Consider the following 23,101-nt stretch of genomic DNA (forward strand, 5'->3'; position numbering starts at 1 on the left):
ACCGCATGGTTGGGTGTGGGCCCTGGCTCTTGGCTTTGCCTTAAAACACGACGATGAAGGACCTGTCGGGCAGTGTAAGCTATTTATTTCGCTTTTTTTTCCCTTTCGACTTTGGCTTGGTCGGGAGTCCATGTCCGCCGACGTATATCATAAACATGTCTTTGTCCTGCATGCACTCAGGAAGATCATCCTGAGCCTCTTCCCATAGGGTGTTAGCGTTGCGTTTGCACCCCGCCTTCAATGCGTCGGCGAGGGCCTCTTGGGCTTCCATAAGTTCTTCTTTCAACTCACAGTCAGAGCTAAGGACAACTCGGCATAGAGCCTCAACGAATTGTTCAAGCTTTCTGGTCTTTTTCGCAAGGGACTGGAGGGACACCTCTTCTTTCTGTCCCTCGACCTTGATCCCCTGAGAAGAGGCATAGTGCACGATCGCATCACTCACGATTTGGGCTTTGTTCTTTTTCTGCCCCTTTCCCTTGAGTTGAACAGCAAGCGCGTCCAAGGCCTTGATGGCTTCCGCGGAGTAAAGATAATTGCGAGTTTTGGGTTCCTTCACGTCCATAATTCACCTCTTATGTTTTTTCTTACGCTATTTCTTATGCTCTGCCTTCGTCAGGCGTCAATAAATATAATGAAAAATATTATGTAAAAAATAAGATTTTATGAAATGCGGATTTTTAAAACATAACAAAAAATATACTGGTTTTTCTTACATGTTTTAGCCTCGTCAGATTCGACAACAAACCACGTAAAAACAGGTTGTTATGAGCACAGGCATATCCAGCTAAATTGAGAGGAAAAGTTTCGTTTGTCCCGCCGCTGTCCATTTCCAGGTCAGCGGTGTGCGGCAACTGAACCTTCACGCATGAGTGAGTGTCGCGCACTCGTTACTTTTACTCGTGTGTGAAAGGCTTCAGATGCCTAAGAAAATTACTTGGTCGGCTATTGAGCCTGAGCCAGAGTGCTATGTCCTCTACATCCAGGAGCGGGTCCTCACGTGGCACTACAAAGCGGGTGGATATGCATCTCCCAAAGTGCGCCCTGTCGCCCCAGGTCTGGGGGAGTATGCGAATCACAATGACGCCGTGAAGCTCACCCTCAAAACCAAGCGGAGGCGAAAAGGGTTCATTAAGATCGCCTTCGCACTTGAAGACCGTCCACGCTGGTTTGTCTCCCTCGTCTACCCGCGACGGATGGCGAAGAAGGTGACCCCTGACCAGCTGAGGAAGGACCTCGCCTTTATTGGGCGCAAGTTCCGGACGCACTATCATAATGGCTACGCCATCTACCTGATCGACTACACGGACAAGGCCCGGTTTCATATCCATCTGCTCGCCCGGTGCGGGAAGTCTCCAGCAAGGAAGTCCGGTGACTCAAGGCCGGGGTTTCGGTCCTTGATGAAGGAATGGTGGTTCGGACGTGTCGGGTCTTTAAAGAAGAATTTGGTCGAAGTGAAGAACCTCCGGTTCTCAGAGGATTCGTATGCCGCCTGTTCCTACATGGTGAGCGGCGAAAAACTCCAAGACCATAGGAAGGTCACGTCCTTCATGGGCAACCGGCACAGTTTCGGTTGCTTCAATGAGCAGAACCTGAAGCTGGCTAAGCCCAGGAGGATCGAAATTCCTCCCGAGGCCTTTCCTGAAATCCGCAAGGTCATTTGCTTCGACGTCCATGAGGACAGCAGACATTCCGACGGCTCGTATCTTGCCGACCACGAAAGCAAGGTCCTCCACGCCGGGGCGGGGCTGCATATCATCAGCGACCCCACCCTCGAAAAGAAGATCAAGCGGAAACTGCTTCAACGGCTCAAGCTGGAAAGGGGGGAATAGTTCATGCCTCCCTCCGACACTATCCTGACCCCCAAGGAAGTGGCTGCGCTTCTGCGGGTGTCTACCGCCTATGTCTACAAATACAAGAGCCTTCTCGGTGGCATTCAGGCCTGCGAGAACGGAAAAATCTTGTTCTTTGAAAGTGATATCAAGGAATACATGAGGAAGAATAATGGCCTACCAAGAGAAGAACGGGAAGTGGCGAGCGGTCAAAATCATCAACTACGTCAAACGGACAAAGACCTTCAAAACCGAAAGACAGGCAATCCGTTGGGAAGAGGAGCAGACCGCCGAACTCTGGCAGGCAGAGCAGGAGAACTTGGTTTACGTCTCTCTAGCTGAATGGAGCATCGAGTATCTCGAATTTGCCAAGCAGAAGTTCGTCCCGAAAACCCTGAAGGAGGAGAAGGTACCAGCCTTCAACCGGCTTTTTGAGTTTGTGCCGTCCAGCCTGACGGTCGAAAGACTGTCTGTTGCTGACTGCCAGCGTATGCTCATGGCTCAGGCCAAACATCGGAGCGGCAACGCAGCCAACAAGGATCGCAAGAACCTGCTGGCCGCGTGGAACTGGGGTATTAAGGTTCTCAAGTTGCCGAAGGATAACCCCTTTGCCGATGTTGACCCGTTTCCCGTTGAGCAGCAGGGCAAGTACGTCCCCTCGGTTGAGGACTTCTGGAAGGTCTATGAGGTCGCCAGGCCCGAAGATCAGGTATTCCTGCTCACTCTGCTGCACACGGCGGCCCGGCGCGGCGAATTGCTCAAACTCAAATGGGATGACGTTGACCTCGAAAGAGGCAAAATTCGACTGTGGACCCGGAAGCGTACAGGGGGCAAGGAGTTTGATTGGTTACCCCTGACCAAGCGTCTCCGGCGGGAACTTGGGGAACACTCCAAGAGTCGGATTTCCGAGTTGGTCTTCTGCCGCGAGGACGGATCCCCCTACAAATGGCGGCAGCACCTCATGAAGATTCTGTGCGAGCGTGCTGAGGTGAAGCACTTCACCTTCCACGCTATCCGGCACTTAACGGCCTCAATGCTGGCCCAGGAGGGTGTGGACATACCCACCATTCAGGCTATCCTGAGGCACAAGAACCCAATGACTACTACCCGGTACCTGCACCGACTGGGCATCACCGAGAATGTCCTGGAAGATGTCTTCGGTGAAGATGAAGAATAAGGAAATACCATGTCGGCACTCCCAAGTTTTGCTGGTAACAGTACCAGTGAACCCCAAAACCAAGGGAGGCCGACATGGCAAAGCTCAAAGTATCATCTGTTCATCGGTTTGTTGAAGCGTTTTCCGGCGAGAAGGTATGGATAGGAGTGGACGTCCATAAGCTGAGTTTCAGCGTGGCTTTGCTCAGACCTGATGGTGCCGTGAAGGACTGGACTTGTCCGGCTGATGCAACAGCACTCACCCGGCTTGTCATGTCATTACCTGTTGAGGTTGGCGCGGTTTGCTATGAATCTGGACCGACTGGCTTTGAGTTGGCCAGGAGCCTCGAAGCAGAAGGTGTTACGGTTGTCGTTGCTGCGCCAAGCCGAATCCCGCGCCCCATCACCGCTACCAACAAGACCGACAGCCTGGACTGCCGCAAACTGGCCGAACTGGCAGCCTCCGGCCTGATCAGACCAATCGCCATTCCTTCCGTTGAAGCTGAAGCCTTCCGTGCTCTTGAGCGTCGAAGGCATCAGCTCACCGACTCTCTTCGTCGAGCTAAACAACGGATTCGTTCACTTCTTCTTTATCTTGGAGCGCAGGAGCCTGCCGATCTGGACCATTGGAGCAAGGCTGCCATACTCACACTTCATCAGGTGGAACTTCCTTCGGGGGCAAAAGAGACTCTTGAAAGCTTGCTCGATGAACTGGAGTACTTCGCTTGTGCACAACGCAAAGTGGATCAGCGTTTGCGAATAAGCATCCGGGAACAAGACGAGGCAAGACGTATTGCCGCCATGAGGTCCGTTCCCGGCGTTGGCGAAGTCGTGGCCACGACTTTTGCGGCAGAGGTTTACCGCCCGGAACGTTTCAATCGCAGCGAAGAGGTGACAGCTTACCTGGGCCTTGCGCCAGTGATGCGGCAAAGTGGAGGCAGCAAGGGTAAGGCAACACTTCGCCCGGTCGGTCAAAAGCGATTACGAAGTTTACTGATTGAAGCAGCTTGGGTGTGGAAGCAGCGAGATGAGTGGGCCAGGGAGTTCTACAACCGAATTTATAGCCGACATGGTGTGGCACAAAAAGCAATAGCTGCGCTTGCTCGTAAATTGGCCGCGCTTTTGTGGAAGCTCAGCTTACCTGTAACGCAGTCGTGAACAAAGATCGCGGCGGGGCTTTGGTGGCGTAGACCACGAAAATAGAAATGGCGATCTTAAACTGATTTACGTACCGAATAGGTACTTGGTGCCGTAGAGCACGAATAAGAAAAGGAATACAAACCAATAGCCGTTATGGTGAGGGTGGAGTCTGGCCTAAGAAATAGGGAAATCGAGTAAATAGGGAGTCCTTGACATGGGGCCGCATAAGAAAAGCCCCGGAACATCATGATTCTGGGGCTTTTTCGTGTTCATCGACACGTAAATCGACACGCAAACAAAAAACGGGCTACAGCTTTCACTGTAACCCGTTGATTTGTCTTGGCGTCCCCAAGGGGGTTTGAACCCCTGTTGCCGGCGTGAGAGAGACCGAGCCGGATTAAACACTTTATCAAACACCCTGATATACTTCGATAAAAATTTTTCAAGCTGCACACAAAGCTCAAGAAACTCAAAACAATTTGGGACCAATTTTGGGACCAAAAGATTCCGACACGTTGAAATTGCACGGAATTGAGGATAACCGCCCGCCAATTGAAGAAGAGTGAGTATGCTCCTCATTATAGCAGGGATGCCTCTAGGCTTGGTTTGAGGTGAGCCTTTCAGCTTTTACTGCTCAGTTTTTGTTGATGATTTCAGTGAAAACCAGATGGTTTTCGGTGGTGATGTTGAGCTGTGACTGAAAAGCCGGTTTACCGGCTTTTTAGCTTGAGCTTGAGGATGAATATCGGCTGGCTGAATTATTTCTTGTTATTTCTAATGCTGCTGATAGATTATTGAAAAATACGGAGTAGATATGAACGTATTCTATGCCACTTCCCCTCAAGTTATAAAGAATCTCAGGCTGTCTGATTTTGCGATAGTCTTCGTCTCCGACACTTATCAGTCCAAGTTTTCGAGTAGTTGGGACGATTTTGGTTACAAAACGACCTGTCAGGTTTTTGTAGTCGATGGAGCCCATGTTTCAAGCATTGGGTATGCAAAAATGTTGTTAGAAGATGCAAAGCATACTCATATTCGAATGCGAGAAATTATTGGGGAAAGGAAGTATATAGCTCTTTCAGCGATGGAGATTGACTATCTAACGCTAGCTGAAGATCGTGAATTTTATTTGAAGCTTAGTAAGATTGTGTCACATTCAAATATCGATGAATATTTTTTTACTGCTCGAGATGCTGGGTACATTAAGCTCTATGGTGAAAGTGACTTGTTTGAGTCAAAAGGGTTTGAGGACTCCTTGTTGCGGGAAATGGGTGCGCGTAAGGCTTTAGAATACGCTAAGAAAGTTCATGGGTATGCTGCATTCAACGACATCGAATTTGATGTCCGGTATAACCTAGATTCGTATGATGGGGAGCACACCATCTCCTTTGATTTTACGGATGGATTTTATCCTGCAAATATTAATTTATTGATTGGAGCCAATGGAACAGGGAAAACTCAAGGTTTATTCACATTAATGCAAGATATGCTTGATGTTGGTGAGAGCAGGAGAAGGAGAAAAGAATCTATCGATAGTTCTTTGAAACCGTTTTTTACCAATATCGTTTGTTTTTCTTACTCTCCATTCGAAGATATTAGTACTGTAGCAGGAAGAAAGGATGTCAGAAGCTCTTCGATTTTCCAACCGTTTGGTTTTTATAGAAAAGGAGAGTTTAATAAGGACAGTCCCTTGATTACAGCAGTAGAGTCTCTTTTTGAAATCATTAGAAAAGATCAGGAAGATGGTGATTTTGATATTCGTCCAAGTAGGATCAGCTCATTACTCGATATTATGGGTATTGGGATACCTGGCTTCGATGACCTTGGAATTGTTGTTCCTACAAAGAAAGGTAGAGAACGGGTTATTCCAGCTGAGGGCGATTATGAAAAGCTATTGAAGTACGAAAGCAGAACCAAAAAGGAATGCGGTGTAATCTACCTTAAAGACGGTGAGCGTTTAAAGTTAAGTTCTGGGCAGTCTATGTTTTCAACCTTAGTAGTTGGAGCCTTGAGCCATATTAAGAAAGAAACACTGTTAGTGTTTGATGAGCCAGAGCTGTATCTCCATCCCAGTTTAGAAATTGTCTTGCTCCAGATGTTGCGAACTCTACTTGAAAAGTACGATTCGTACGCGGTGATATCAACACACTCGTTAGTCTTGGCACGTGAAGTCCCGACAAGGTGTACATCTGTTTTGAAGAGGCGGGAAGGAGTGCCTGTGATCGGAAGACCTCCTTTTGAGACATTTGGTGCAAGTATGGATCGAATAAACTCGTATGTGTTTGATGATGCGAAAGGCCATAAGAAGTACCATGACTTTTTAGATCAAGAATATAAAAAATATGGTGGTTTTGAAAAAACCATGGATGCTAGGAAGTCCGAGTTGAACGAAGAAAGCATCCTATACTTGATGGGGAAAGAATAGTCATGGTTTGTAAGATAGAATCATTGAATCATGACGACGTTGCATTGGTGGAGGGTCATGTTGGTGATCGTAGGCGAGGGCGTAATCGAGATTTATTTCTAGAGTTCGAAGATGAGTGGAAGCACGCTGTTCAAAACTATATCGAGCACCAAGGTAATCCAGAACATATCGTTCCTATTGGAATAGAGGAAGGGCGTTTGAAGACTGCTTTACACAATCTTTGGGATCACCCTACCGGGCGCTCAAGGGAAATTAAAGATGAGCTTCAATCGCATAATTTGAATTACTGTCCATTTTGTGGCGAGATGGGACATCCAGAGACCCATGATCACTATCTGCCGAAAGCTCATTTCGCTGAGTTTTCTATTGCGCATTGTAATCTGGTCCCAATGTGCGATGCGTGTCAGGGGAGAAAGAGGACGGAGTACTTAATTAATGGTCATAAGGGGTTCCTGCATCCATACTATGATGAGGGGATCATAATCAATCTTTCAATTACAGGCGACTTTGATCCGGTCCCTATGATTGAGCTAGAGTATGCGTGTCCTGCTGATTTGCAACTTGTTTTGGAGACTCATCTTGATTCTCTTGATGTCAAAGAACGAATTTTCAAACACTTATCGAATTTTTACATGGGTATAGTTATGGGGTTAACGGCAGCTTGTGCAAATAAAGAAGATGTCAGGCAAGCGATTATTGATTCATTGACTATTAATAAAACTACTTATGAAACCATTAGCATAAATCACTGGGATGCGATCATTTATAGGTCTCTCTTATCTTCTGATGAATGGATAGACCACATGGTTCAAAAATGTGAGGCTGCTCGCGCCCAATAGGTGGTTGGCTTTTGCAGTGGTGAAGAACAATCTGGGCTGAGTGTCTGTGTCTTATTTGTTGATTTTTTTATAGATTTGCTACATTATTGATTGTTGCGCTTAGCATTTTGAAATTGTTGTATTTTTTGAGTGCGCCTTAATCCAGAAGCTGAGTTGGAGTGTAAATTGGCAACAACCTATACACCTTTGAGATATCCTGGTGGAAAGTCGTCCATTGCGCCTTTTCTTGAACAGGTTATTGACCTGAACGGGATTCGAGGTGGTGTTTATGTTGAGCCATACGCTGGCGGGGCCGGTGCTGCTCTTAGGCTGCTTTTCGAGAATGTGGTAGATAGAATAGTCATCAACGATCTCGATCCGTGCGTTGCAGCATTTTGGAACGCTGTGCTTAATGACACAGATAGATTTCTTTGCCAAATTGAATCGGTCCCACTGGATATTGACGAGTGGTACAATCAGAAAAGAGTTTTAGATAGCTGGCGAAAACATGAGCCGTTTGACGTTGGCTTTGCTACCTTTTATCTGAATCGTTGCAATTACTCAGGTATCCTGAAAGCTGGTCCTATTGGTGGCAAAAAGCAATCAGGGAAATATAAGCTTCATGTGCGCTTCAATCATGGGGTGCTGATGGACAAGGTCCTTAGAATTGCAATGTGCCGTGAGAAGATTGAAGTACACAATCTGGATGCTTTAGAACTGTTGAGAGACGTTGTCCCCGCGATTGATAGTCCGACTTTGGTGTATCTTGACCCACCATATTACGACAAGGGAAGTCAGTTGTACCTCAACGCATATGAGCATGATGATCATGCGAATCTGGCGAACCTCCTTCCACAAGTCGGCGACTCTGCCCATTGGGTGATGACATACGACGATGCGAGAGAAATCCGTGAGCTTTACGAGGTGAATTGGGTAGGCACCTATTCACTAAACTATTTTGCGCACCACGCAAAACAGGGGAACGAATTGGTGATCGCTCCCCCGAATGTTATTTTACCAGAACAAGTTGATGTTGCTTACGGCGTTAACTGATGTTTCCCATGAGATAACGTCAAAATTTTCCCCAAAACAATTGAAACAGCACGTGTTTGATCCATATTTGTGGAATCTATGTAATTGTGTGCACCTGTCTGCAATAGTTGGACAAGTTTGTTTTCGCTAACAGACTGATTGGAAATAAAAGTTTTTTCATTTAAAGTAAGCATCTTCTTGCCGGCATCGAAGTACTTTCTAAGATACTTATCCATTTTTAAGTTCTCATCATTTCCCGCTGCCTCAGCTAATAGCCTTAGGGTCATCCTAATTATACCACTGTAAGTGTCGGATAACGTGTCTTGGTTGTCCAAGTAGAAATTGTACGTGTCATCAATGTCGCAGTATAAATTGTTGACGATCCCTTTTTCCAAAAAGAGTTTTCCACCAAATAGATGTTGTTTTTCGGCTTTAGTTCGACGCGTTTTGCGGGGCTTGTTTCCTCCTTCGGAAGAGGGTTGTGGAGTTTCCTTTTTTATCGCTGAATCAGGTTGGGGAACAATTATTTCGAAATCAGCATTTTCGTTCTTCGCAAAAATACCATTAGCTGCTTTTTTTAACGTCTTAACGATGTCGTCTTCATGGCGATTGTGGCGAGTGCTGATTTTTTTCCTCCTATGTAAATCTTCAAGAGCCAGGAGTGACCCGCCCATGAAAAACTGGTCCAGGCCCAATGTTAGGGTTATGTGGACAGCAGGAGGTTTCAATGGGCATCAGAAAGCACACACCGGAACAGATTATCGCCAAGCTGCGTGAAGCAGAAGTCCTTTTGGCCCGGGGAGAAACGGTCCCCAAGGTCAGCCGCAAGCTCGGCGTAACTGAGCAAACCTATTATCGATGGCGCAAAGAATATGGCGGAATGCGTGTCAGTCAGGCCCAAAAGCTTAAGGAACTGGAGAAAGAGAACTCTCGTCTGAAGCGGTTGGTCGCTGACCTCAATCTGGACAAAATGATTCTGGAAGAAGCGGCAAAGGGAAACTTCTGAGCCCTTCGCGCCGCCGTCGTTGTGTATACCGGGTTCGAGAAAAGATGCAGGTATCAGAACGGAAAGCTTGCCGAGTACTTGGACAAGTCCGTTCTACGCAACGATATGCGTCCAATCCTCGTGCAGATGAAGCTGCACTAACCGCCGCAGTGATTGAATTGGCCACCCAATACGGACGATATGGATACCGTCGGATATTGGAACTGCTGCACAGAGATGGTTGGAAGGTCAGCCACACGAGGCTGGAACGCATTTGGCGACGTGAGGGGCTACAAGTCCCGAAAAAACAACCGAAACGTAAACGACTATGGCTGGCAGATGGCTCCTGCATTCGCCTTCGTCCATGCTGGCCAGGTCATGTTTGGTCGTATGATTTCGTCATGGACAGAACCCATGACGGCAAAGCCTTTCGGATGCTCACTGTGATCGATGAATATACTCGTGAGTGTCTGGCAATCGACGTAGCGAGAAGCCTCAAATCGGAAGATGTGCTTTACCGCTTGAGCAGGCTGTTTGTTGAACGGGGAGCACCGGATCACATCAGATCGGATAACGGACCGGAGTTCACGGCAAAAGCCGTCAGAAAATGGCTGGGACGAGTCGGAGTGAAGACTTTGTTTATTGAACCGGGAAGCCCTTGGGAGAACGGATACAACGAGAGTTTCAACGGTAAATTACGTGATGAACTCCTCAATGGAGAAATCTTCACAACGCTCAGGGAAGCTCGCTACTTGATCGACGAGTGGCGTTGGGAGTACAACACATTCAGGCCTCACAGCGCTCTGGGATACAAGCCACCCGCGCCCAAGGCCACTCTCCCCCCGGGGGGAGAGTGGAGCCAGCCCTCCAAACGCCAAGGGGGGAGCACTAACATCGCGGGTGGTACAAACGGATAGGGCAGGTCCGTTTAAAGACTATGAAAACTTTCTAGAACTTTTCGACGTGAAAGCTCAAAAAGGGGTATTACAAGAAGTTTTCAGGATTCCAAAAATCAAATTCTATTGCGGATGGGCTAAAGGTAATAATTAATCTTCAGCATAAGGTTTACAACAGAGCTTAAGAGAAATTTTGTAACTTACCGGACCGTTTGTCGATTTTCTGAAGATGCGTGGTCATTTTCTTGGGGTTGCGCCACTCAACAACTAAAAACGAACGTGCATATACAAACCAGCACACACCCCTTGGCAAATTGATATCCTCTGACACCTGCTAATTCGGGTTCTTTGCCACCTACTTCGACAGCCATGGAGCACGGCCCTCGAAGGCCTTGACCGCTTCCTTCAACTGATCTGGATCAAGTCCAAGTGTAAAGTCCCCCATCTTAGGGCCAGCTAGTAGTAGAGGCTTCCCGCCGTTTTTTGGTGAGAGCCCAGAGGGCAGGGGGTACCCCCTGCCCTCTGGGCTGCAAATTCCACTGGCGTCATGTCGCCTAGCGATTCATGAGGCCGATCTTCGTTGTACTCCCTGATAAATCTCTCCGTGCATTCACGCACTTCGCTCAAGCTATCGAAGATATACAAGTCCAAGACCTCTTCCCGATAGGTCCGGTTGAAACGCTCAATATATGAGTTTTGCGTCGGCTTGCCTGGCTGTATGAACTCCAGCCCAACACCGTGCTGATCAGCCCAGGCTGCCATGGCCGAACTGGCAAATTCAGGTCCGTTGTCCATCCTCAGCTTTTCCGGGTAACGACCTCTTTCTTCGGCTACCCGGTCAAGTACCCTGAGCACTCTTCCGGCTGGCAGGTTGGTGTCTACTTCCACGGCAAGCACCTCTCGATTGAAATCGTCAACAGCATTAAATGTTCTGAAAGCCCGCCCGCTGTAGAGAGTGTCACGCATGAAATCAATCGACCAACAATGGTTCGCCAGCAGCGGCTGGGCCACGGCTTTCCTTGTCCTTTGGGGGCGACGTTTCTTTGCCTTGCGTTTCAAATTCATTTTCAACAAGCAATAAACCCGCCAGACGCGTTTGTGATTCCAAGGGGTCCCCTGCTTGCGAAGCACAGCAAAAAGCTTACTGAAGCCCCATGTGGGCTTTTTCTCGGCCAGTTCAGTCAAAGCGGCGATGACGGTACTATCGTCGCGCGGATGAGGCTTGTACGCGTAGTAGCTCCGGCTGACGCCAAGAGCTGTACAAGCCTTGCGGACACTCATCTCGAACTCACAGATCATGTGCGTGACGAGCTGTTTTCGCTGAACCGGCCTCAGAGTTTTTTTTCGATGACATCCTTGAGAGCCATGTTTTCCAGGCTCAGATCCGCAAACATCTGCTTGAGCTTACGGTTTTCTGCCTCAAGGTCTTTCATCCGCTCTATGTCGGACGCCTCCATGCCGCCGTACTTGGACTTCCATTTGTAGTACGTAGCGTTGCTCACGCCGTGCTCTCGGCTGACGTCCTTGACCGTCCGTCCACTTTCCACGGATTTCAAAATCCGCACGATCTGGTGCTCAGTGAATCTTGATTTGCGCATGTGAAACTCCTGGGCGCAGTTTGGGCCAGAAGTCTCTACTTTGCAATGGACCTACTATACGGGGACTTTACAAAGGGCTCCATCGTCGTGTTCGACCGAGGCTATGTCTGCTACCGCTGGTTCGCCGCACTCATGGAGGCGGGCGTGTTCTTCGTAACCAGGCAAAAGAAAAACATGTCCTACAAGGTCCTCAAACGCCGGTCCGTCAACAAAAAACTCGGCATCACTTCCGATCAGATCATCCAGGTTATGAGTGGCGGGAAGCCGCTCAAGCTGCGCCGTGTGGGCTATCGCGATGCCAAAACCGGTGAGCACTTCGTATATCTGACCAGCCATTTCTCGCTTGCAGCAAGGTCGGTTGCGGAAATCTACAAAGAGCGCTGGCAGATAGAAATTTTCTTCCGGCTGATCAAACAGAATTTGAAGATCAAAAAATTCATTGGGACATCGGAAAACGCCGTGCTCTCGCAAATCTACGTGGCTATGATCATGTATCTTCTGGTGGCGTTCCTGAAATTCACATCCAGGGTCGGCTGGTCCATTCAGGAGATGCTGCAATTGCTGCAACTGAACGTATTCAAGCGTACAGGGCTGGCGGAGTTCTTCACTCCACCAGGAGAAATGTCAAAAATCAAAGATAATTATCCATTATTAGGGTTGGCGGGTTAACCGGACAGGATTGGGTTCCAACAGGTTCAAGGGTCGCAATACATGTTTCGATAGGTCCCACCCATGAGTAGTTGGAAAACAAAATGCCTTTTCCGTTATGCTTGTATCGATCATCACCTGCATAAAATTTGCCTGAAATAATTTGGAGCATTTCGCACCTCGTTTATGAGTATACGGGAAGTGTCGCCATTGGGGGGAATACCAGCGGACGTGTGCTTGGCTCTTCCATTCTCGCATAAAGCCCTCCTTTCCTACCCAACGGGCCTGAGAAGGAAGAGCCTTCTTTTTCCAAAAAACACAACCCTGGAACGGTCAAACCTTTTCGGGTCACGCCGCCAGCGGCGGCGGTTTAACTGTTGGAATTAGCGGCGAATTTTTTAAGCCTGGAGTTCTCTTGCTCCAACAACTTGAGTTGACGAGCCATGCTTGTCTGCAAGCCGCCGCACTCTTTGCGCCAACGATAAGACGTCTGCCCTCATGCCCGATTGACGGCAAACATTCGCTGCTCGCATTCCTTGAGCCAAGGCAACATCAGCTTTTCAAAGCTTGAAGGATATCTGCTTTGGCGTGTGCCGTTTGATGACTATGTCCGACCTCCTTCATGGCTCATGCTACTCACATTCGTTGCAGGCCGATTTTCGGGGTGAGGGGCCAGTCCAATAGTATAATTAGCTTCCACCTAATGGGCTGATAAAAGACAAAATATTGTCAAAATGGATGCCCTGTTACACCTTTGTTTCCGATTTATTGAATACCTCTTGACGTAGCCACGAAACAGGAGTAGTGTTCCAAAAAGAAGAACAGTGTTTCACATTTTGAAACACCAACGAGAAGCTACGTAAAAATCGCAAACAAAATAAAAAAGGGGGGGGAAGGTCGTTCCATGACTGTGGTCAAAAGCTAAGGAAGGAATTCTAATGAGTATTTCATTGTAGACATGGAACAGCGTTTCATCATGCAGAACAAGCATATTGACATTCGGGTTGCGGTCGAGTGATTTCCGTCTCCAGCAGAAATCATCGAGGTGTTAAGGTGGCGATAACATCAGGCATGCAGCGTGTAGGAAGCACGCGAAGCAAGCATAGTCAATGATGGAATCAAACACCTTCAGGTAATCATGGGGTTCCCCCATACCAAATGTTTCTCTAACTTGCCGAAGTCCTTCACGGATCCGCAAATGGGTATAACATTATTGGAGTAAGTATGAAGATATTGAAAACTGTCAAAAGGATTCCCGGAGGGCTCGTTGCGGTCCCTCTCGTGCTTGGTGCCATTATGCACACCTTTTTTCCCGGGGTGCTGGGAATCGGGTCCTTCACCACGGCTGTCTTTTCCAGCAAAGGCGCAGCCTGCCTGGTCGGCCTTTCCTTCTTGTTCATCGGTAGCCAGCTCAAAGTGCGCGAAGCCCCGGAGGTTATTCGTCGGGGAGGTGTCATCCTTTTGGTCAAGTTCTCCGCCGGTGCTGGGTTCGGTCTTCTTGTGGGCAAAATGTTCGGCATGGATGGGATTCTCGGCCTTTCCGTCTTGGCTTTGATCAGCTCCATCACCAACGGCAATGGTGGACTCTACATGGCATTGATGTGCGAGTTCGGGGATTCCAAAGACGTTGCAGCCAACAGTTTGTTGCAGCTCAACGACGGCCCGTTCCTGACGCTTCTGGCGCTCGGAACATCAGGCATGGCCAACATCCCCTTGGTCGCTCTGATCGCCGCCATTGGCCCCCTCATTATTGGAGTCATCCTCGGCAACCTGGACGAAGATCTGGCCGACTTTTTCAAGCCGGGCGTCGAGATGATCATTCCCTTGTTCTCTTTCGCCCTGGGGGCGGGCATCAACTTGAGCAATGTGGCCACTGCCGGTTTGAGCGGTATTCTGCTCGGATTTCTGGTTATCGCCATCAGCGGCATCCCGCTTGTTCTGGCCGACCGTTACATCAACAAACGGCCCGGCTATGCCGGAATGGCTGCGGCCAGCGCTGCCGGAAACTCCGTAGCCACCCCTGCCGCCATCGGCCTGGTGGACCCGCACTGGCAGCCTTATGTGAACAGCGCCACGGCCCAGGTCGCCGCTGCGGTCGTCATTACGGCCATCTTTATTCCGCTGCTGACCAGCTGGGTGGCCAAAAGATATGGCTCAGCCAAGGATTTGAATGAAAATCCAGCCAGTTGTCCCGCTGAAGTGGAACGTGTTTAACCGTAAAGTATCAGGAGTGAAGTAAATGAAAATCAACTCTCTTTACATCAACCCATCGGACAATGTCGCCATGGTGACCATTGAATTGGCCGCCGGCCAAAAAGCCTGTTTCCGTGACGGCGACGGCGAAGCTTCCGTCACCCTTAAAGGGGACGTGCCCATCTACCACAAGTTCTGCATCAAGGACATAGCCAAGGGCGAGCATGTCATCAAGTACGGCGAAAGCCTCGGAATCGCCCTCTCCGACATTTCGGTCGGCGACTATGTGCATACTCACAACCTGCAAAGCGAACGCGAAAACATCGATTAGGAGTTGTCATGCATTTTAACGGATACAAACGCCCCGACGGCAAGGTTGGAATTCGCAACAAGATATTGATTCTGCCGACCTGTAGCTGCTCTTCCGAGACGGCCGCGCAGATCGCCCGCAACATTGAAGGAGCCATCTCCTTCGTGAACCAGAATGGTTGTGCCCAGACAGACGAGGACTTGCAGATTACCAGAGATGTGCTCATCGGTTTCGCCGCCAATCCGAACGTGTTCGGGACGGTTGTCGTGGGCAACGGCTGTGAGAGCATCATCCCGTCCGTTCTCGTGAAGCAGATCCAGGCCGTCACCAACAAGCCCATTGATCACGTCACCATTCAGGAAGACGGTGGTACCATCGGCGCGATGGAAAAAGGTACCCACATGGCACGCCAGATGGCGGAAGAGGCTTCCCGTCTCAAAGCCGAGCCGTTCGACATGTCCCACCTGACCCTGGCCACCGAATGCGGCGGTTCCGACAGCACTTCCGGCCTGACCGCCAACCCCGTGGTCGGCGTGTGCAGCGACCTGATGGTCGAAAACGGCGGCACCGTCATCCTCAGCGAGACCACCGAGTTTATCGGAGCCGAGCACATACTGGCCCGCCGCGCCAGGGATGAAAAGGTCAAAGACCGGATTTACGAGATCATCGAGAGGTACGAAAACCATCTGCGCAACGTGGGCGGCAACCTGCGTGACGGCAACCCTACTCCGGGCAACAAGGCTGGCGGACTCTCCACTATCGAAGAAAAATCCTTGGGGTGCATCCACAAGGGCGGCCACACCATCATCAACGAGGTTGTGGACTACGGTGCCATTCCTTCGGAAAAAGGTTTGGTGATCATGGACACTCCCGGCTACGATGTGGCCAGTCTCACCGGCATGGCTGCGGGTGGCGCCCAGCTCGCTGTCTTCACCACCGGCCGGGGCACTCCTGTGGGCAACCCGATCATGCCGGTCATCAAACTTACCGGCAACAAGGGGACATACGACCGTATGACCTGCAACATCGACATGGACGTCAGCACCATCTTCAGCGGCGAGAAATCCACTGAGGATTGGGGCAAGGAGCTTTTTGAAGAGGTCCTGCGCGTTGCGGACGGCAAGAAGGTCAAAGCCGAGCTGCTCGGCATCAATGACATCGGCATCAGCCGTCTCTGCAATTACGTCTAATCATCTCCGTGGCGGCCCCGGGGAGCGCCCGGGGCCGCCGTCTTCCATATCCGCAAGGAGATCTCAATGCGATTCGTAACTTACAGTCATGCAACCGGATCCGGACTCGGTCTGCAACTTAAGGACGGGGACATTCTGCCTCTTGATTCGGTGCTCCCGGCAGGGGTGCTGACCATGCAGGACCTGGTCGCGCATTACGGCACCGGTTTCGATCAACTGGCATCCCTGGCGGCCCGCGCAGAAGAGGAAATGGGGGAGATTTTGCCCGCAAAGGCTGTCACCCTGCTGTCTCCCTTCGAGGAGACTCGCCACGACATCATCTGCGTCGGACTTAACTACAGGGAACATGTGGACGAGACGAACCGGGCCTTCAAGACCGATTACGAGCAGCCAACGGCACCGGTCTACTTTTCAAAACGGGTTTTCAATCCCATAGGCCATGAAGGGGTTGTTGAACGCCACGAGGGCCTGACCGAAAAGTTGGACTACGAGGCGGAGTTGGGTGTGATCATCGGCAAGGAAGGGCGTGACATCCCGAGCGAGGACGCATTGGATCACGTCTTCGGGTATACAATCATAAATGATATTTCCGCTCGTGACCTGCAACAGCTTCATACGCAATGGTACCGGGGAAAGAGCCTGGATGCCTTTGTCGCCATGGGCCCCTGTGTAGTAACGGCCGACGAGCTTCCCAATCCCCACGATCGGGGCATATCCTGCACGGTCAACGGCGAGATGCGCCAGCTGTCCCGGACGAGCTTGCTCATTTTCAGCATCAATGAACTCATTGCAAACTTCAGCCGCGGCACCACTCTCCAAGTCGGCGACATCATCGCTTCAGGTACTCCTTCGGGGGTGGGCATGGGGTTGACGCCCCCCCGGTTCCTGCAATCCGGGGACACCGTTGTATGTGCGGTCCAGGGCATCGGAGAACTGGCTGTGCAGGTGGAGTAGCCTGTCTTCGTCTCTTGATACTCCCCGGATTCACGATCGATCAGACCAACAATATAAAGGCGCTCTCTAGAGTGTCTATAAGGAGCAATACAATGTCTTTTGAACTTAAAGGTATCTATCCCGCAATGCCCACGCCGTTTACGAAAACCGGTGATGTGGACGAAGCGAAACTGCGAAAACTCACCGATTTCTGCATCGACGGCGGGCTGGATGGTCTTTTTGTGCTTTCCAGCACGGGCGAGGCTGTCTTCATGTCTTACGAGACCAAATGCCGCTGCATGGATATCGTGGTCGAACAGGCGGCAGGGCGGGTCCCTGTGGTGCCCGGAGTCGCCGCGGGCGATGCGCGGGAGTGCGTCAGGCTCGCCGAACACGCAGCCGAACTGGGGTGTCCGGCCGTGGTTGTTACCCCACCTTTCTTTTTCAACCCGTCGCCCGCTTCCGTTGATACGTGGGCGAAATCCATCATTGAAAAAAGCCCGCTTCCCGTGATTATCTATAACATCCCGGCCTGTGCCACCCCGCTGACATATGGCAATGTGGAGTCCCTGACAGCTCTGCCCAAAGTCATAGGCATGAAGGACTCCAGCGGTAGCATGGTTGACTTTCTCAACTACAAGGCCCGAAAAGATATGAGCGATCATCCCGTGGCTTTGTTCACCGGGCGCGAGGAAACCCTTTTTCCCAGCTTGTGCGTGGGGGCGGACGGCTGCATGACCGCGACGTCAGCCGTGCTGCCGGAGGTGATGGTTGCTATCTACAAAGCATACAATGCCGGTGACTTGAAGAAGGGGCTTGAATTACAGATGGCCGTGAACCGCGCGATCTCGCTGATGGCCAGCCTGCCTTTTCCCGAAGGGTACCGGACGGGCATGGAGGTGCGCGGACTGCCCATGGGGCCGTGCATGATCCCGCTTTCCCCCGCTGAACAGAAGCAACGAGACGATTCCAAGGCCAAACTGGAAAAGATCATTCCGGAACTCCTCGCCTCAATCCAATAAGAAGTCTCCGGCTATGCCGGGGGATCTGATTTTGACGTTTTAAAAGCCTCCCTTGCCCCCCAAAAAAAGAACCGCCCGTCGGCCCTTCGACGGGCGGTTCGCACATTATTTCCCGGAAGATTGCCTGCCGAGCTTCGTGGAAATTTCATGTCCCACACGGACCAACAGTTCTCCGGATTTGGCGGCCTGTTCCTCATCGAACCGATAGCTGGCAGCCACAATGCTGATGGCACCCACGGGGTAGCCCCGGCTGTCCAGAACAGGGACGCCCACACAGTGGATTCCCTCTTCGTGTTCCCCATTTTCCTCGCTGTACCCTCGTGACCGGAATTCACGCAACTGGTTCTTCAGTTCCTCGCGATTCACCACGCTACGGGGGGTTTTTCGTTCGAGCGGATGGGCCAGGTATTCCTCCAACTCGTCTTCAGGCAGGGCCATGAGTATGGCCTTGCCTCCGCCGGTACAATGGAACAGTGGTTGCTGGCCCAGCTTGAACTGGGTGGACACCGGGCGCTGCGACTGGATGCGTTCCAAGTAATAAAGCCGCTTGTCCTCATGGGCGAAGAGGTGGACGGATTCCCCACTTTCTCTTTCTATTTCATATAGATAAGGCAAACACAGTTCGCTCAGCCCTTTCTGCGACTTATAGGCGGTGGCCCACAGCATGGAACCGGGGCCCATTTGGTAGAGCCCCGTTCTTCCTTTAATAACCAGATTGTGGGCCGCGAGCGCACTGAGCAGGCGGGAAGTGGAAGCCTTGGGCATACCCAGATACCGTGAGATATCCATGACTCCGCACGGCGAATTGGTCTGAGCAATATAATTTAGAATCGAGACTGCTTTTGCAAGCACCGTAGACATAAGCTGATGTTCCTACTTTAAGAATTAAATCGTTAGAATATAATTAATAAGTTATGCTAAAGAACTCGAATAAGCAAGAAGAGAAGAAGTAAGCTGGGGAAGAGGATCGCTCGTTGAAGCGGCATGCCGGGGGCCAGTCCCTTCCAGTGTGGGATCGACTCTTGGGCTGTTCCTCAGGTGTAGTGGTTCATACTTGATCTGACAGTCTGCCCTTTTGACGGAGCCTGACTTGTCAGATTAGTTGAGCTTCAATCGTGTCCGGTTTAGCTCAAAGAAAAGCCCGCGTTTTCAGCCGCTGGAATCAATTTGTCTGCCTTGCATTCATCCATGTCGCAGCTCGGCATTCCATGCGCGATGGTCTGCGCAACCTGGCAGTGAACGCCAGAAAACTTTACCACTTGGGAGCCAAGCCGGTGGCTCGCTCCACCTTTGCCGATGCCAATAGCAATCGTCCGGCAGCGTTCTTTCAGGTCCTGTTCGGTGCGGTGTACAAACAGTGCCAAGCCATCGCTCCCAGCCACAAATTCCGTTTCAAAAACAAGCTGTTCAGCCTCGACGCATCGACTGTCAAACTGAGCCTTGACCAATTTCCTTGGGCTTCGTTTCGAGAAAACCGGGGAGGGATCAAGCTCCTCGTGCTCCTGGATCATGACGGCTACATCCCGTCTTTTCTGGAGATATCCAACGCGAGAAAACACGAATCCAAAGTCGCGCAGGCCCTCACGTTGCCCAAGGGCTCCATCGTCGTGTTCGACCGAGGCTATGTCTGCTACCGCTGGTTCGCCGCACTCATGGAGGCGGGCGTGTTCTTCGTAACCAGGCAAAAGAAAAACATGTCCTACAAGGGCCTCAAACGTCGACCCGTCAACAAAAAACGGGGCATAACTTCCGACCAGATCATTCAGGTTATGAGTGGCGGAAAGCCGCTCAAATTGCGGCGCGTGGGGTACCGCGATGCCAAAACCGGTGAGCACTTCGTATATCTGACCAGCCATTTCTCGCTTGCAGCAAGATCGGTTGCGGAAATCTACAAGGAGCGCTGGCAGATAGAGATTTTCTTCCGGCTGATCAAACAGAATTTGAAAATCAAAAGATTCATCGGGACATCGGAAAATGCCGTGCTCTCGCAAATCTACGTGGCTATGATCATGTATCTTCTGGTGGCGTTCCTGAAATTCACATCCAGGGTCGGCTGGTCCATTCAGGAGATGCTGCAATTGCTGCAACTGAACGTATTCAAGCGTACAGGGCTGGCGGAGTTCTTCACTCCACCAGGAGAAATGTCAAAAATCAAAGACAATTATCCATTATTAGGGTTGGCGGGTTAACCGGACAGGATTGAGGGCTGGAAACATTTTTCAGTCCGCCAGGAGAAATGTCAAAGATCAAAAATGATTATCCGTTGTTAGGAATGGCGAGTTAACCGGACACGATTGAGTGATTAATGACTCCCAAGCGATATCCATAGTTCTTCCCCTCTTCCGTATTCTGGGTTTTAAAATGTCGTAAAAAATGATTGAAAAATTATCAACAAATACACAGATGTTCAAGTAAGTACATTCGTAGAAACATTAAACTTATTCCAACGTGTGGCATAAAAGTGCGACGTTGTATTCGTTTGTCTGTCGAGTTTCGGGAGGGCATAACACCGGATATGCAAAAGATATCGCCCCTCCCTTTTCTGGCGTGCCCCTCTAGGGTGCTGACAATCCCCCAAGAAGACGTCTTGCTGTGGAAAATGACGCGTTCTTTGTGGAACTTTTTTGCGATTTTGCCGGGCAAGTGGGAAATCCGATTGCCGGACAGGTTGGAAGAGAGGCCGGGGGCCGTCTTGTGAACTGTTTGGCGGCGTGGCCTGGTTAAAAAGATTGCCCGGCGGGCAGGAATTACCTCACCCTGCCCGCCGGGCTCCTGCGCAAATTGGACCGGAGGGAAGTCACATCATCAGCCGGTCCTGGCTGGAGGTATTTGCGCAGGATTAGCTCAGTGCAGCGAAAATGGTAGCGCCGAAAACGTTGAGCATACCGACGAGGATCATGAGCAGACCGGCAACGGAGCCCTCTTCGGAGCCGATTTCGTGCGCCTTGGCCGTGCCCGCGGCGTGGGCGGCCACGCCGAGCATGGCGCCGCGCGACAGGGAGGAGCGCAGGGGGAGGCGGGCAACCATGAACTCGCCGAGGATGGAGCCGAGCACGCCGGTAATGACCACGAACACCGCGGTAAGGTCCGCTGTTCCGCCGATGTCGCGGGACACGTCCATGGCGAACGGGGTGCTGATGGACCGGGGCAGCAGGCTGAGCCGCAGGGCTCCGTCGATGCCGAGCAGTGAGGCGAAAAGCCAGCTGGTCAGGATGGCCGTGGCCGTGCCGACCAACATGCCCGCGCCGAGGATGGGCCAGTACTGGCGGATCATGGCCCGCTGCTCGTAAATGGGCACGGCAAAGGCCACGGTGGCCGGGCCGAGAAGGATGATGAGCCAGCCCGTGGAGTGGTAGTAGTCACGGTAGGGGACGTGCAGCGCCAGAACCACGCCGATGACCAACAGCGGGGTCAGAGCCAGAGGCATCTGCCACCAGCGGCCCCATCGACGATATATGCGTTTGACCGCGAGATACAGGCCGATGGTCAGCAGGGACCAGCCGCAGGCCTGCACTACCGCGCCGGTCCAGAAAGAAGCCTCATTCATGACGAACCCTCCAACGATAGAACAAATCAACGGTTATGGCCGTGACGCTCATCACGGACAGCGTGCCCATGAATATGACGGCCAGAATCTTGAGGCCGAGCAGCCCGAAGAATTCCGGGTGCGCCGTGACGGCGGGCACGGCCGGGATGAAGAACAGGAGCATTTCCCCGAGGTACCACTGGGCGCCCCGGCGCAGGCTCAAGGGGCTGACCTTGTGCCAGGCCAGCAGGACATACACGATGAACATGCCGATAATGCCCGAAGGAATGGGAATGTGGAGGGTCCGGACGAATCCTTCGCTGGCCAGCCAGACTGCGAAGAGCAGCCCTATCTGGGCCAGACGGCTGTGGTGGAACTTTCTGCGGAACGGAACGGCTATTGCTCGTGTACTCATTGTAAACCTCGTTGCGGGAAAGTAGGTCCGGTCAAACGATGAATCAAATGACTTGTGGAACTTAATATTATTCCATATTGGAATAGTCATGGAATTTCGAAAGATTCAAATGTTTGTGGAAGTGGTCCGGCAACAGGGATTTTCCCGTGCGGCCGAGGTGTTGTTCACCACGCAGTCCACGGTGAGCAAGGCGGTGCGCCAGTTGGAGAACGAGTTGGACTCCTGTTTGTTGGACCGGGGCGTGCGGGGCGTGGTCATGACCGACGCGGGCGAGGTGGTCTTTCGCCGGGGGGAGCGGCTGCTGGCCGAGCGGGGCGACATGCTTCGCGAGATGGATGAGCTGCGCGGCCTGGCCAGGGGCACTCTTGTGCTCGGCCTGCCCCAGATCGGAGCCGGCGCACTGTTCGCGCCTGTGTTCACTGAATACCGCAAGCGGTTTCCCGGCGTGGAGATCCGGCTGGTAGAACACGGCAGCGATCAACTGGAGGAGGTCCTGCGGGCCGGGGGCGTGGAGCTGGCCGCTTCGCTGTTGCCCGTGCCCGGGGATTTCGAGTGGCTGCCGGTGCGCAGAGAGCCGCTCGTGGCCCTGCTTTCGCCCGATCATCCCCAGGCGGACCTGGAATCCATGCCCCTGGATCGTGTGCGCGACGTGCCGTTCATCCTATTCGAGGACGGGTTCGCCCTGAACCGGATCATCCTGGGTGCGTGCCGCCGCCGGGGATTCGAACCTTCGGTCATCACCAAGAGCAGCCAGATCGGCTTCATATGCAGCCTCGCCGAGGCCGGGCTGGGCGTGGCTTTTCTGCCCAGGCTCATCGCCGAGGAGCGGCGCGGGGACGCCGTGCGCCTTGTCAGGCTGGAGGAGCCGGACACGGACTGGGACATGGCCGTGATCTGGCGCAGGGGCGGGTATCTGTCCAGCGCGGCCCGGGCTTGGCTCGATGTGGTCCGCGACCTTTACGGCGGGAGCGGGCGGTCCGTTTAGG

At 51.6% G+C, this 23,101-nt stretch carries 21 protein-coding genes and 1 pseudogene; 16 read left to right on the forward strand and 6 right to left on the reverse strand.

Annotation, left to right across the window (positions count from 1 at the left end; genetic code table 11):
* Positions 1-79: 79 nt before the first annotated feature.
* Positions 80-562 carry a hypothetical protein gene (locus tag LF599_RS16875; RefSeq protein WP_279521619.1) on the reverse strand — a complete coding sequence of 161 codons (483 nt, stop codon included), beginning with the start codon at positions 560-562 and terminating at the stop codon, positions 80-82.
* A 355-nt stretch (positions 563-917) separates the two neighbouring features.
* Here LF599_RS16875 and LF599_RS16880 point away from each other — a divergent pair, with 355 nt between their 5' ends.
* The 7 genes and pseudogenes from LF599_RS16880 (at position 918) to LF599_RS16905 (ending at position 8,420) form a co-directional block, all read left to right on the forward strand.
* Complete coding sequence (locus LF599_RS16880) at positions 918-1,829, forward strand: hypothetical protein (protein WP_279521620.1); 912 nt, start codon at positions 918-920, stop codon at positions 1,827-1,829.
* Positions 1,830-1,832: 3 nt separating this feature from the next.
* A pseudogene (locus LF599_RS18355) lies at positions 1,833-1,988 on the forward strand (helix-turn-helix domain-containing protein); the annotation flags it as partial.
* Between the two features lie 13 nt (positions 1,989-2,001).
* Positions 2,002-3,006 (forward strand): tyrosine-type recombinase/integrase, encoded by a 1,005-nt coding sequence (locus tag LF599_RS16885; protein WP_279521621.1) that lies wholly within the window; start codon positions 2,002-2,004, stop codon positions 3,004-3,006.
* A 74-nt stretch (positions 3,007-3,080) separates the two neighbouring features.
* Positions 3,081-4,142, forward strand: coding sequence for an IS110 family RNA-guided transposase (locus LF599_RS16890; RefSeq protein ID WP_269942321.1), 1,062 nt, complete (start codon positions 3,081-3,083; stop codon positions 4,140-4,142).
* A gap of 796 nt (positions 4,143-4,938) precedes the next feature.
* Positions 4,939-6,549, forward strand: coding sequence for an AAA family ATPase (locus LF599_RS16895; RefSeq protein WP_279521622.1), 1,611 nt, complete (start codon positions 4,939-4,941; stop codon positions 6,547-6,549).
* A gap of 2 nt (positions 6,550-6,551) precedes the next feature.
* Positions 6,552-7,388, forward strand: a complete 837-nt coding sequence (locus tag LF599_RS16900; RefSeq protein ID WP_269940554.1) for a hypothetical protein — start codon at positions 6,552-6,554, stop codon at positions 7,386-7,388.
* Positions 7,389-7,553: 165 nt separating this feature from the next.
* The gene (locus LF599_RS16905; RefSeq protein WP_279521623.1) at positions 7,554-8,420 is read left to right on the forward strand and encodes a DNA adenine methylase; all 867 of its coding nucleotides are present in this window, start codon (positions 7,554-7,556) and stop codon (positions 8,418-8,420) included.
* On the opposite strand, the gene LF599_RS16910 is transcribed toward LF599_RS16905, so the two are convergent.
* Entirely contained in the window at positions 8,405-9,073 is a 669-nt protein-coding gene (locus LF599_RS16910) for a hypothetical protein (RefSeq protein ID WP_279521624.1), read from the reverse strand. The genes LF599_RS16905 and LF599_RS16910 overlap by 16 nt on opposite strands.
* A gap of 53 nt (positions 9,074-9,126) precedes the next feature.
* On the opposite strand from LF599_RS16910, the gene LF599_RS16915 reads away from it, so the two are divergent.
* A protein-coding gene (locus LF599_RS16915; RefSeq protein ID WP_404823699.1) for an IS3 family transposase occupies positions 9,127-10,301 on the forward strand; the annotation gives its coding sequence in 2 pieces (ribosomal slippage) (positions 9,127-9,391 and positions 9,391-10,301; 1,176 coding nt in all).
* A 435-nt stretch (positions 10,302-10,736) separates the two neighbouring features.
* Here the strand turns inward: LF599_RS16915 and LF599_RS16920 are convergent.
* Positions 10,737-11,878 (reverse strand): IS3 family transposase gene (locus tag LF599_RS16920; protein WP_404823727.1). Its coding sequence is split into 2 segments (ribosomal slippage): positions 10,737-11,626 and positions 11,626-11,878, totalling 1,143 coding nucleotides; the frame shifts between segments, so codons are not numbered across the junction.
* A gap of 45 nt (positions 11,879-11,923) precedes the next feature.
* Here LF599_RS16920 and LF599_RS16925 point away from each other — a divergent pair.
* From LF599_RS16925 to LF599_RS16950, 6 genes are all read left to right on the forward strand, one after another.
* Positions 11,924-12,547 (forward strand): IS4 family transposase, encoded by a 624-nt coding sequence (locus LF599_RS16925; protein WP_279521626.1) that lies wholly within the window; start codon positions 11,924-11,926, stop codon positions 12,545-12,547.
* Positions 12,548-13,750: 1,203 nt separating this feature from the next.
* Positions 13,751-14,740 (forward strand): 2-keto-3-deoxygluconate permease, encoded by a 990-nt coding sequence (locus LF599_RS16930; protein ID WP_279521627.1) that lies wholly within the window; start codon positions 13,751-13,753, stop codon positions 14,738-14,740.
* 25 nt (positions 14,741-14,765) lie between these two features.
* Positions 14,766-15,050, forward strand: a complete 285-nt coding sequence (locus LF599_RS16935) for a UxaA family hydrolase (protein ID WP_279521628.1) — start codon at positions 14,766-14,768, stop codon at positions 15,048-15,050.
* 8 nt (positions 15,051-15,058) lie between these two features.
* A complete protein-coding gene (locus LF599_RS16940) occupies positions 15,059-16,219 on the forward strand; it encodes a UxaA family hydrolase (protein WP_279521629.1) in 1,161 nt (386 codons plus the stop codon).
* Between the two features lie 66 nt (positions 16,220-16,285).
* Entirely contained in the window at positions 16,286-17,173 is an 888-nt protein-coding gene (locus LF599_RS16945) for a fumarylacetoacetate hydrolase family protein (RefSeq protein ID WP_279521630.1), read from the forward strand.
* 92 nt (positions 17,174-17,265) lie between these two features.
* On the forward strand, positions 17,266-18,174 hold the full coding sequence (locus LF599_RS16950) for a dihydrodipicolinate synthase family protein (protein WP_279521631.1): 909 nt from the start codon (positions 17,266-17,268) through the stop codon (positions 18,172-18,174).
* 105 nt (positions 18,175-18,279) lie between these two features.
* Here LF599_RS16950 and LF599_RS16955 read toward each other — a convergent pair whose 3' ends face one another.
* Positions 18,280-19,035, reverse strand: coding sequence for an IclR family transcriptional regulator (locus LF599_RS16955; RefSeq protein WP_279521632.1), 756 nt, complete (start codon positions 19,033-19,035; stop codon positions 18,280-18,282).
* A gap of 254 nt (positions 19,036-19,289) precedes the next feature.
* On the opposite strand from LF599_RS16955, the gene LF599_RS16960 reads away from it, so the two are divergent.
* Positions 19,290-20,363: an IS4 family transposase gene (locus LF599_RS16960; RefSeq protein ID WP_279521633.1), complete on the forward strand. Its 1,074-nt coding sequence runs from the start codon at positions 19,290-19,292 to the stop codon at positions 20,361-20,363.
* 650 nt (positions 20,364-21,013) lie between these two features.
* Here LF599_RS16960 and LF599_RS16965 read toward each other — a convergent pair.
* Together LF599_RS16965 and LF599_RS16970 are read right to left on the reverse strand one after the other, a co-directional pair.
* Positions 21,014-21,721, reverse strand: a complete 708-nt coding sequence (locus LF599_RS16965; protein WP_279521634.1) for an LrgB family protein — start codon at positions 21,719-21,721, stop codon at positions 21,014-21,016.
* Positions 21,714-22,115: a CidA/LrgA family protein gene (locus tag LF599_RS16970; protein ID WP_269940538.1), complete on the reverse strand. Its 402-nt coding sequence runs from the start codon at positions 22,113-22,115 to the stop codon at positions 21,714-21,716. The genes LF599_RS16965 and LF599_RS16970 overlap by 8 nt, the downstream gene beginning before the upstream one ends.
* Before the next feature lie 88 nt (positions 22,116-22,203).
* Here LF599_RS16970 and LF599_RS16975 point away from each other — a divergent pair, with 88 nt between their 5' ends.
* The gene (locus tag LF599_RS16975) at positions 22,204-23,100 is read left to right on the forward strand and encodes a LysR family transcriptional regulator (protein ID WP_279521635.1); all 897 of its coding nucleotides are present in this window, start codon (positions 22,204-22,206) and stop codon (positions 23,098-23,100) included.
* The last annotated feature ends 1 nt before the right edge of the window (position 23,101 follow it).

The sequence above is a fragment of the Pseudodesulfovibrio thermohalotolerans genome, assembly GCF_021353295.2.
In the GTDB taxonomy this organism is placed as follows: Bacteria; Desulfobacterota; Desulfovibrionia; order Desulfovibrionales; family Desulfovibrionaceae; genus Pseudodesulfovibrio; species Pseudodesulfovibrio thermohalotolerans.

What these genes read in the sequence shown, in the direction of transcription:
- LF599_RS16875 (WP_279521619.1), bottom strand. Translation starts at nt 562, where the DNA reads ATGGACGTGAAGGAACCCAAAACTCGCAATTATCTTTACTCCGCGGAA.
- LF599_RS16880 (WP_279521620.1), top strand. Translation starts at nt 918, where the DNA reads ATGCCTAAGAAAATTACTTGGTCGGCTATTGAGCCTGAGCCAGAGTGC.
- LF599_RS16885 (WP_279521621.1), top strand. Translation starts at nt 2,002, where the DNA reads ATGGCCTACCAAGAGAAGAACGGGAAGTGGCGAGCGGTCAAAATCATC.
- LF599_RS16890 (WP_269942321.1), top strand. Translation starts at nt 3,081, where the DNA reads ATGGCAAAGCTCAAAGTATCATCTGTTCATCGGTTTGTTGAAGCGTTT.
- LF599_RS16895 (WP_279521622.1), top strand. Translation starts at nt 4,939, where the DNA reads ATGAACGTATTCTATGCCACTTCCCCTCAAGTTATAAAGAATCTCAGG.
- LF599_RS16900 (WP_269940554.1), top strand. Translation starts at nt 6,552, where the DNA reads ATGGTTTGTAAGATAGAATCATTGAATCATGACGACGTTGCATTGGTG.
- LF599_RS16910 (WP_279521624.1), bottom strand. Translation starts at nt 9,073, where the DNA reads ATGGGCGGGTCACTCCTGGCTCTTGAAGATTTACATAGGAGGAAAAAA.
- LF599_RS16925 (WP_279521626.1), top strand. Translation starts at nt 11,924, where the DNA reads ATGGACCTACTATACGGGGACTTTACAAAGGGCTCCATCGTCGTGTTC.
- LF599_RS16930 (WP_279521627.1), top strand. Translation starts at nt 13,751, where the DNA reads ATGAAGATATTGAAAACTGTCAAAAGGATTCCCGGAGGGCTCGTTGCG.
- LF599_RS16935 (WP_279521628.1), top strand. Translation starts at nt 14,766, where the DNA reads ATGAAAATCAACTCTCTTTACATCAACCCATCGGACAATGTCGCCATG.
- LF599_RS16940 (WP_279521629.1), top strand. Translation starts at nt 15,059, where the DNA reads ATGCATTTTAACGGATACAAACGCCCCGACGGCAAGGTTGGAATTCGC.
- LF599_RS16945 (WP_279521630.1), top strand. Translation starts at nt 16,286, where the DNA reads ATGCGATTCGTAACTTACAGTCATGCAACCGGATCCGGACTCGGTCTG.
- LF599_RS16950 (WP_279521631.1), top strand. Translation starts at nt 17,266, where the DNA reads ATGTCTTTTGAACTTAAAGGTATCTATCCCGCAATGCCCACGCCGTTT.
- LF599_RS16955 (WP_279521632.1), bottom strand. Translation starts at nt 19,035, where the DNA reads ATGTCTACGGTGCTTGCAAAAGCAGTCTCGATTCTAAATTATATTGCT.
- LF599_RS16965 (WP_279521634.1), bottom strand. Translation starts at nt 21,721, where the DNA reads ATGAATGAGGCTTCTTTCTGGACCGGCGCGGTAGTGCAGGCCTGCGGC.
- LF599_RS16970 (WP_269940538.1), bottom strand. Translation starts at nt 22,115, where the DNA reads ATGAGTACACGAGCAATAGCCGTTCCGTTCCGCAGAAAGTTCCACCAC.
- LF599_RS16975 (WP_279521635.1), top strand. Translation starts at nt 22,204, where the DNA reads ATGGAATTTCGAAAGATTCAAATGTTTGTGGAAGTGGTCCGGCAACAG.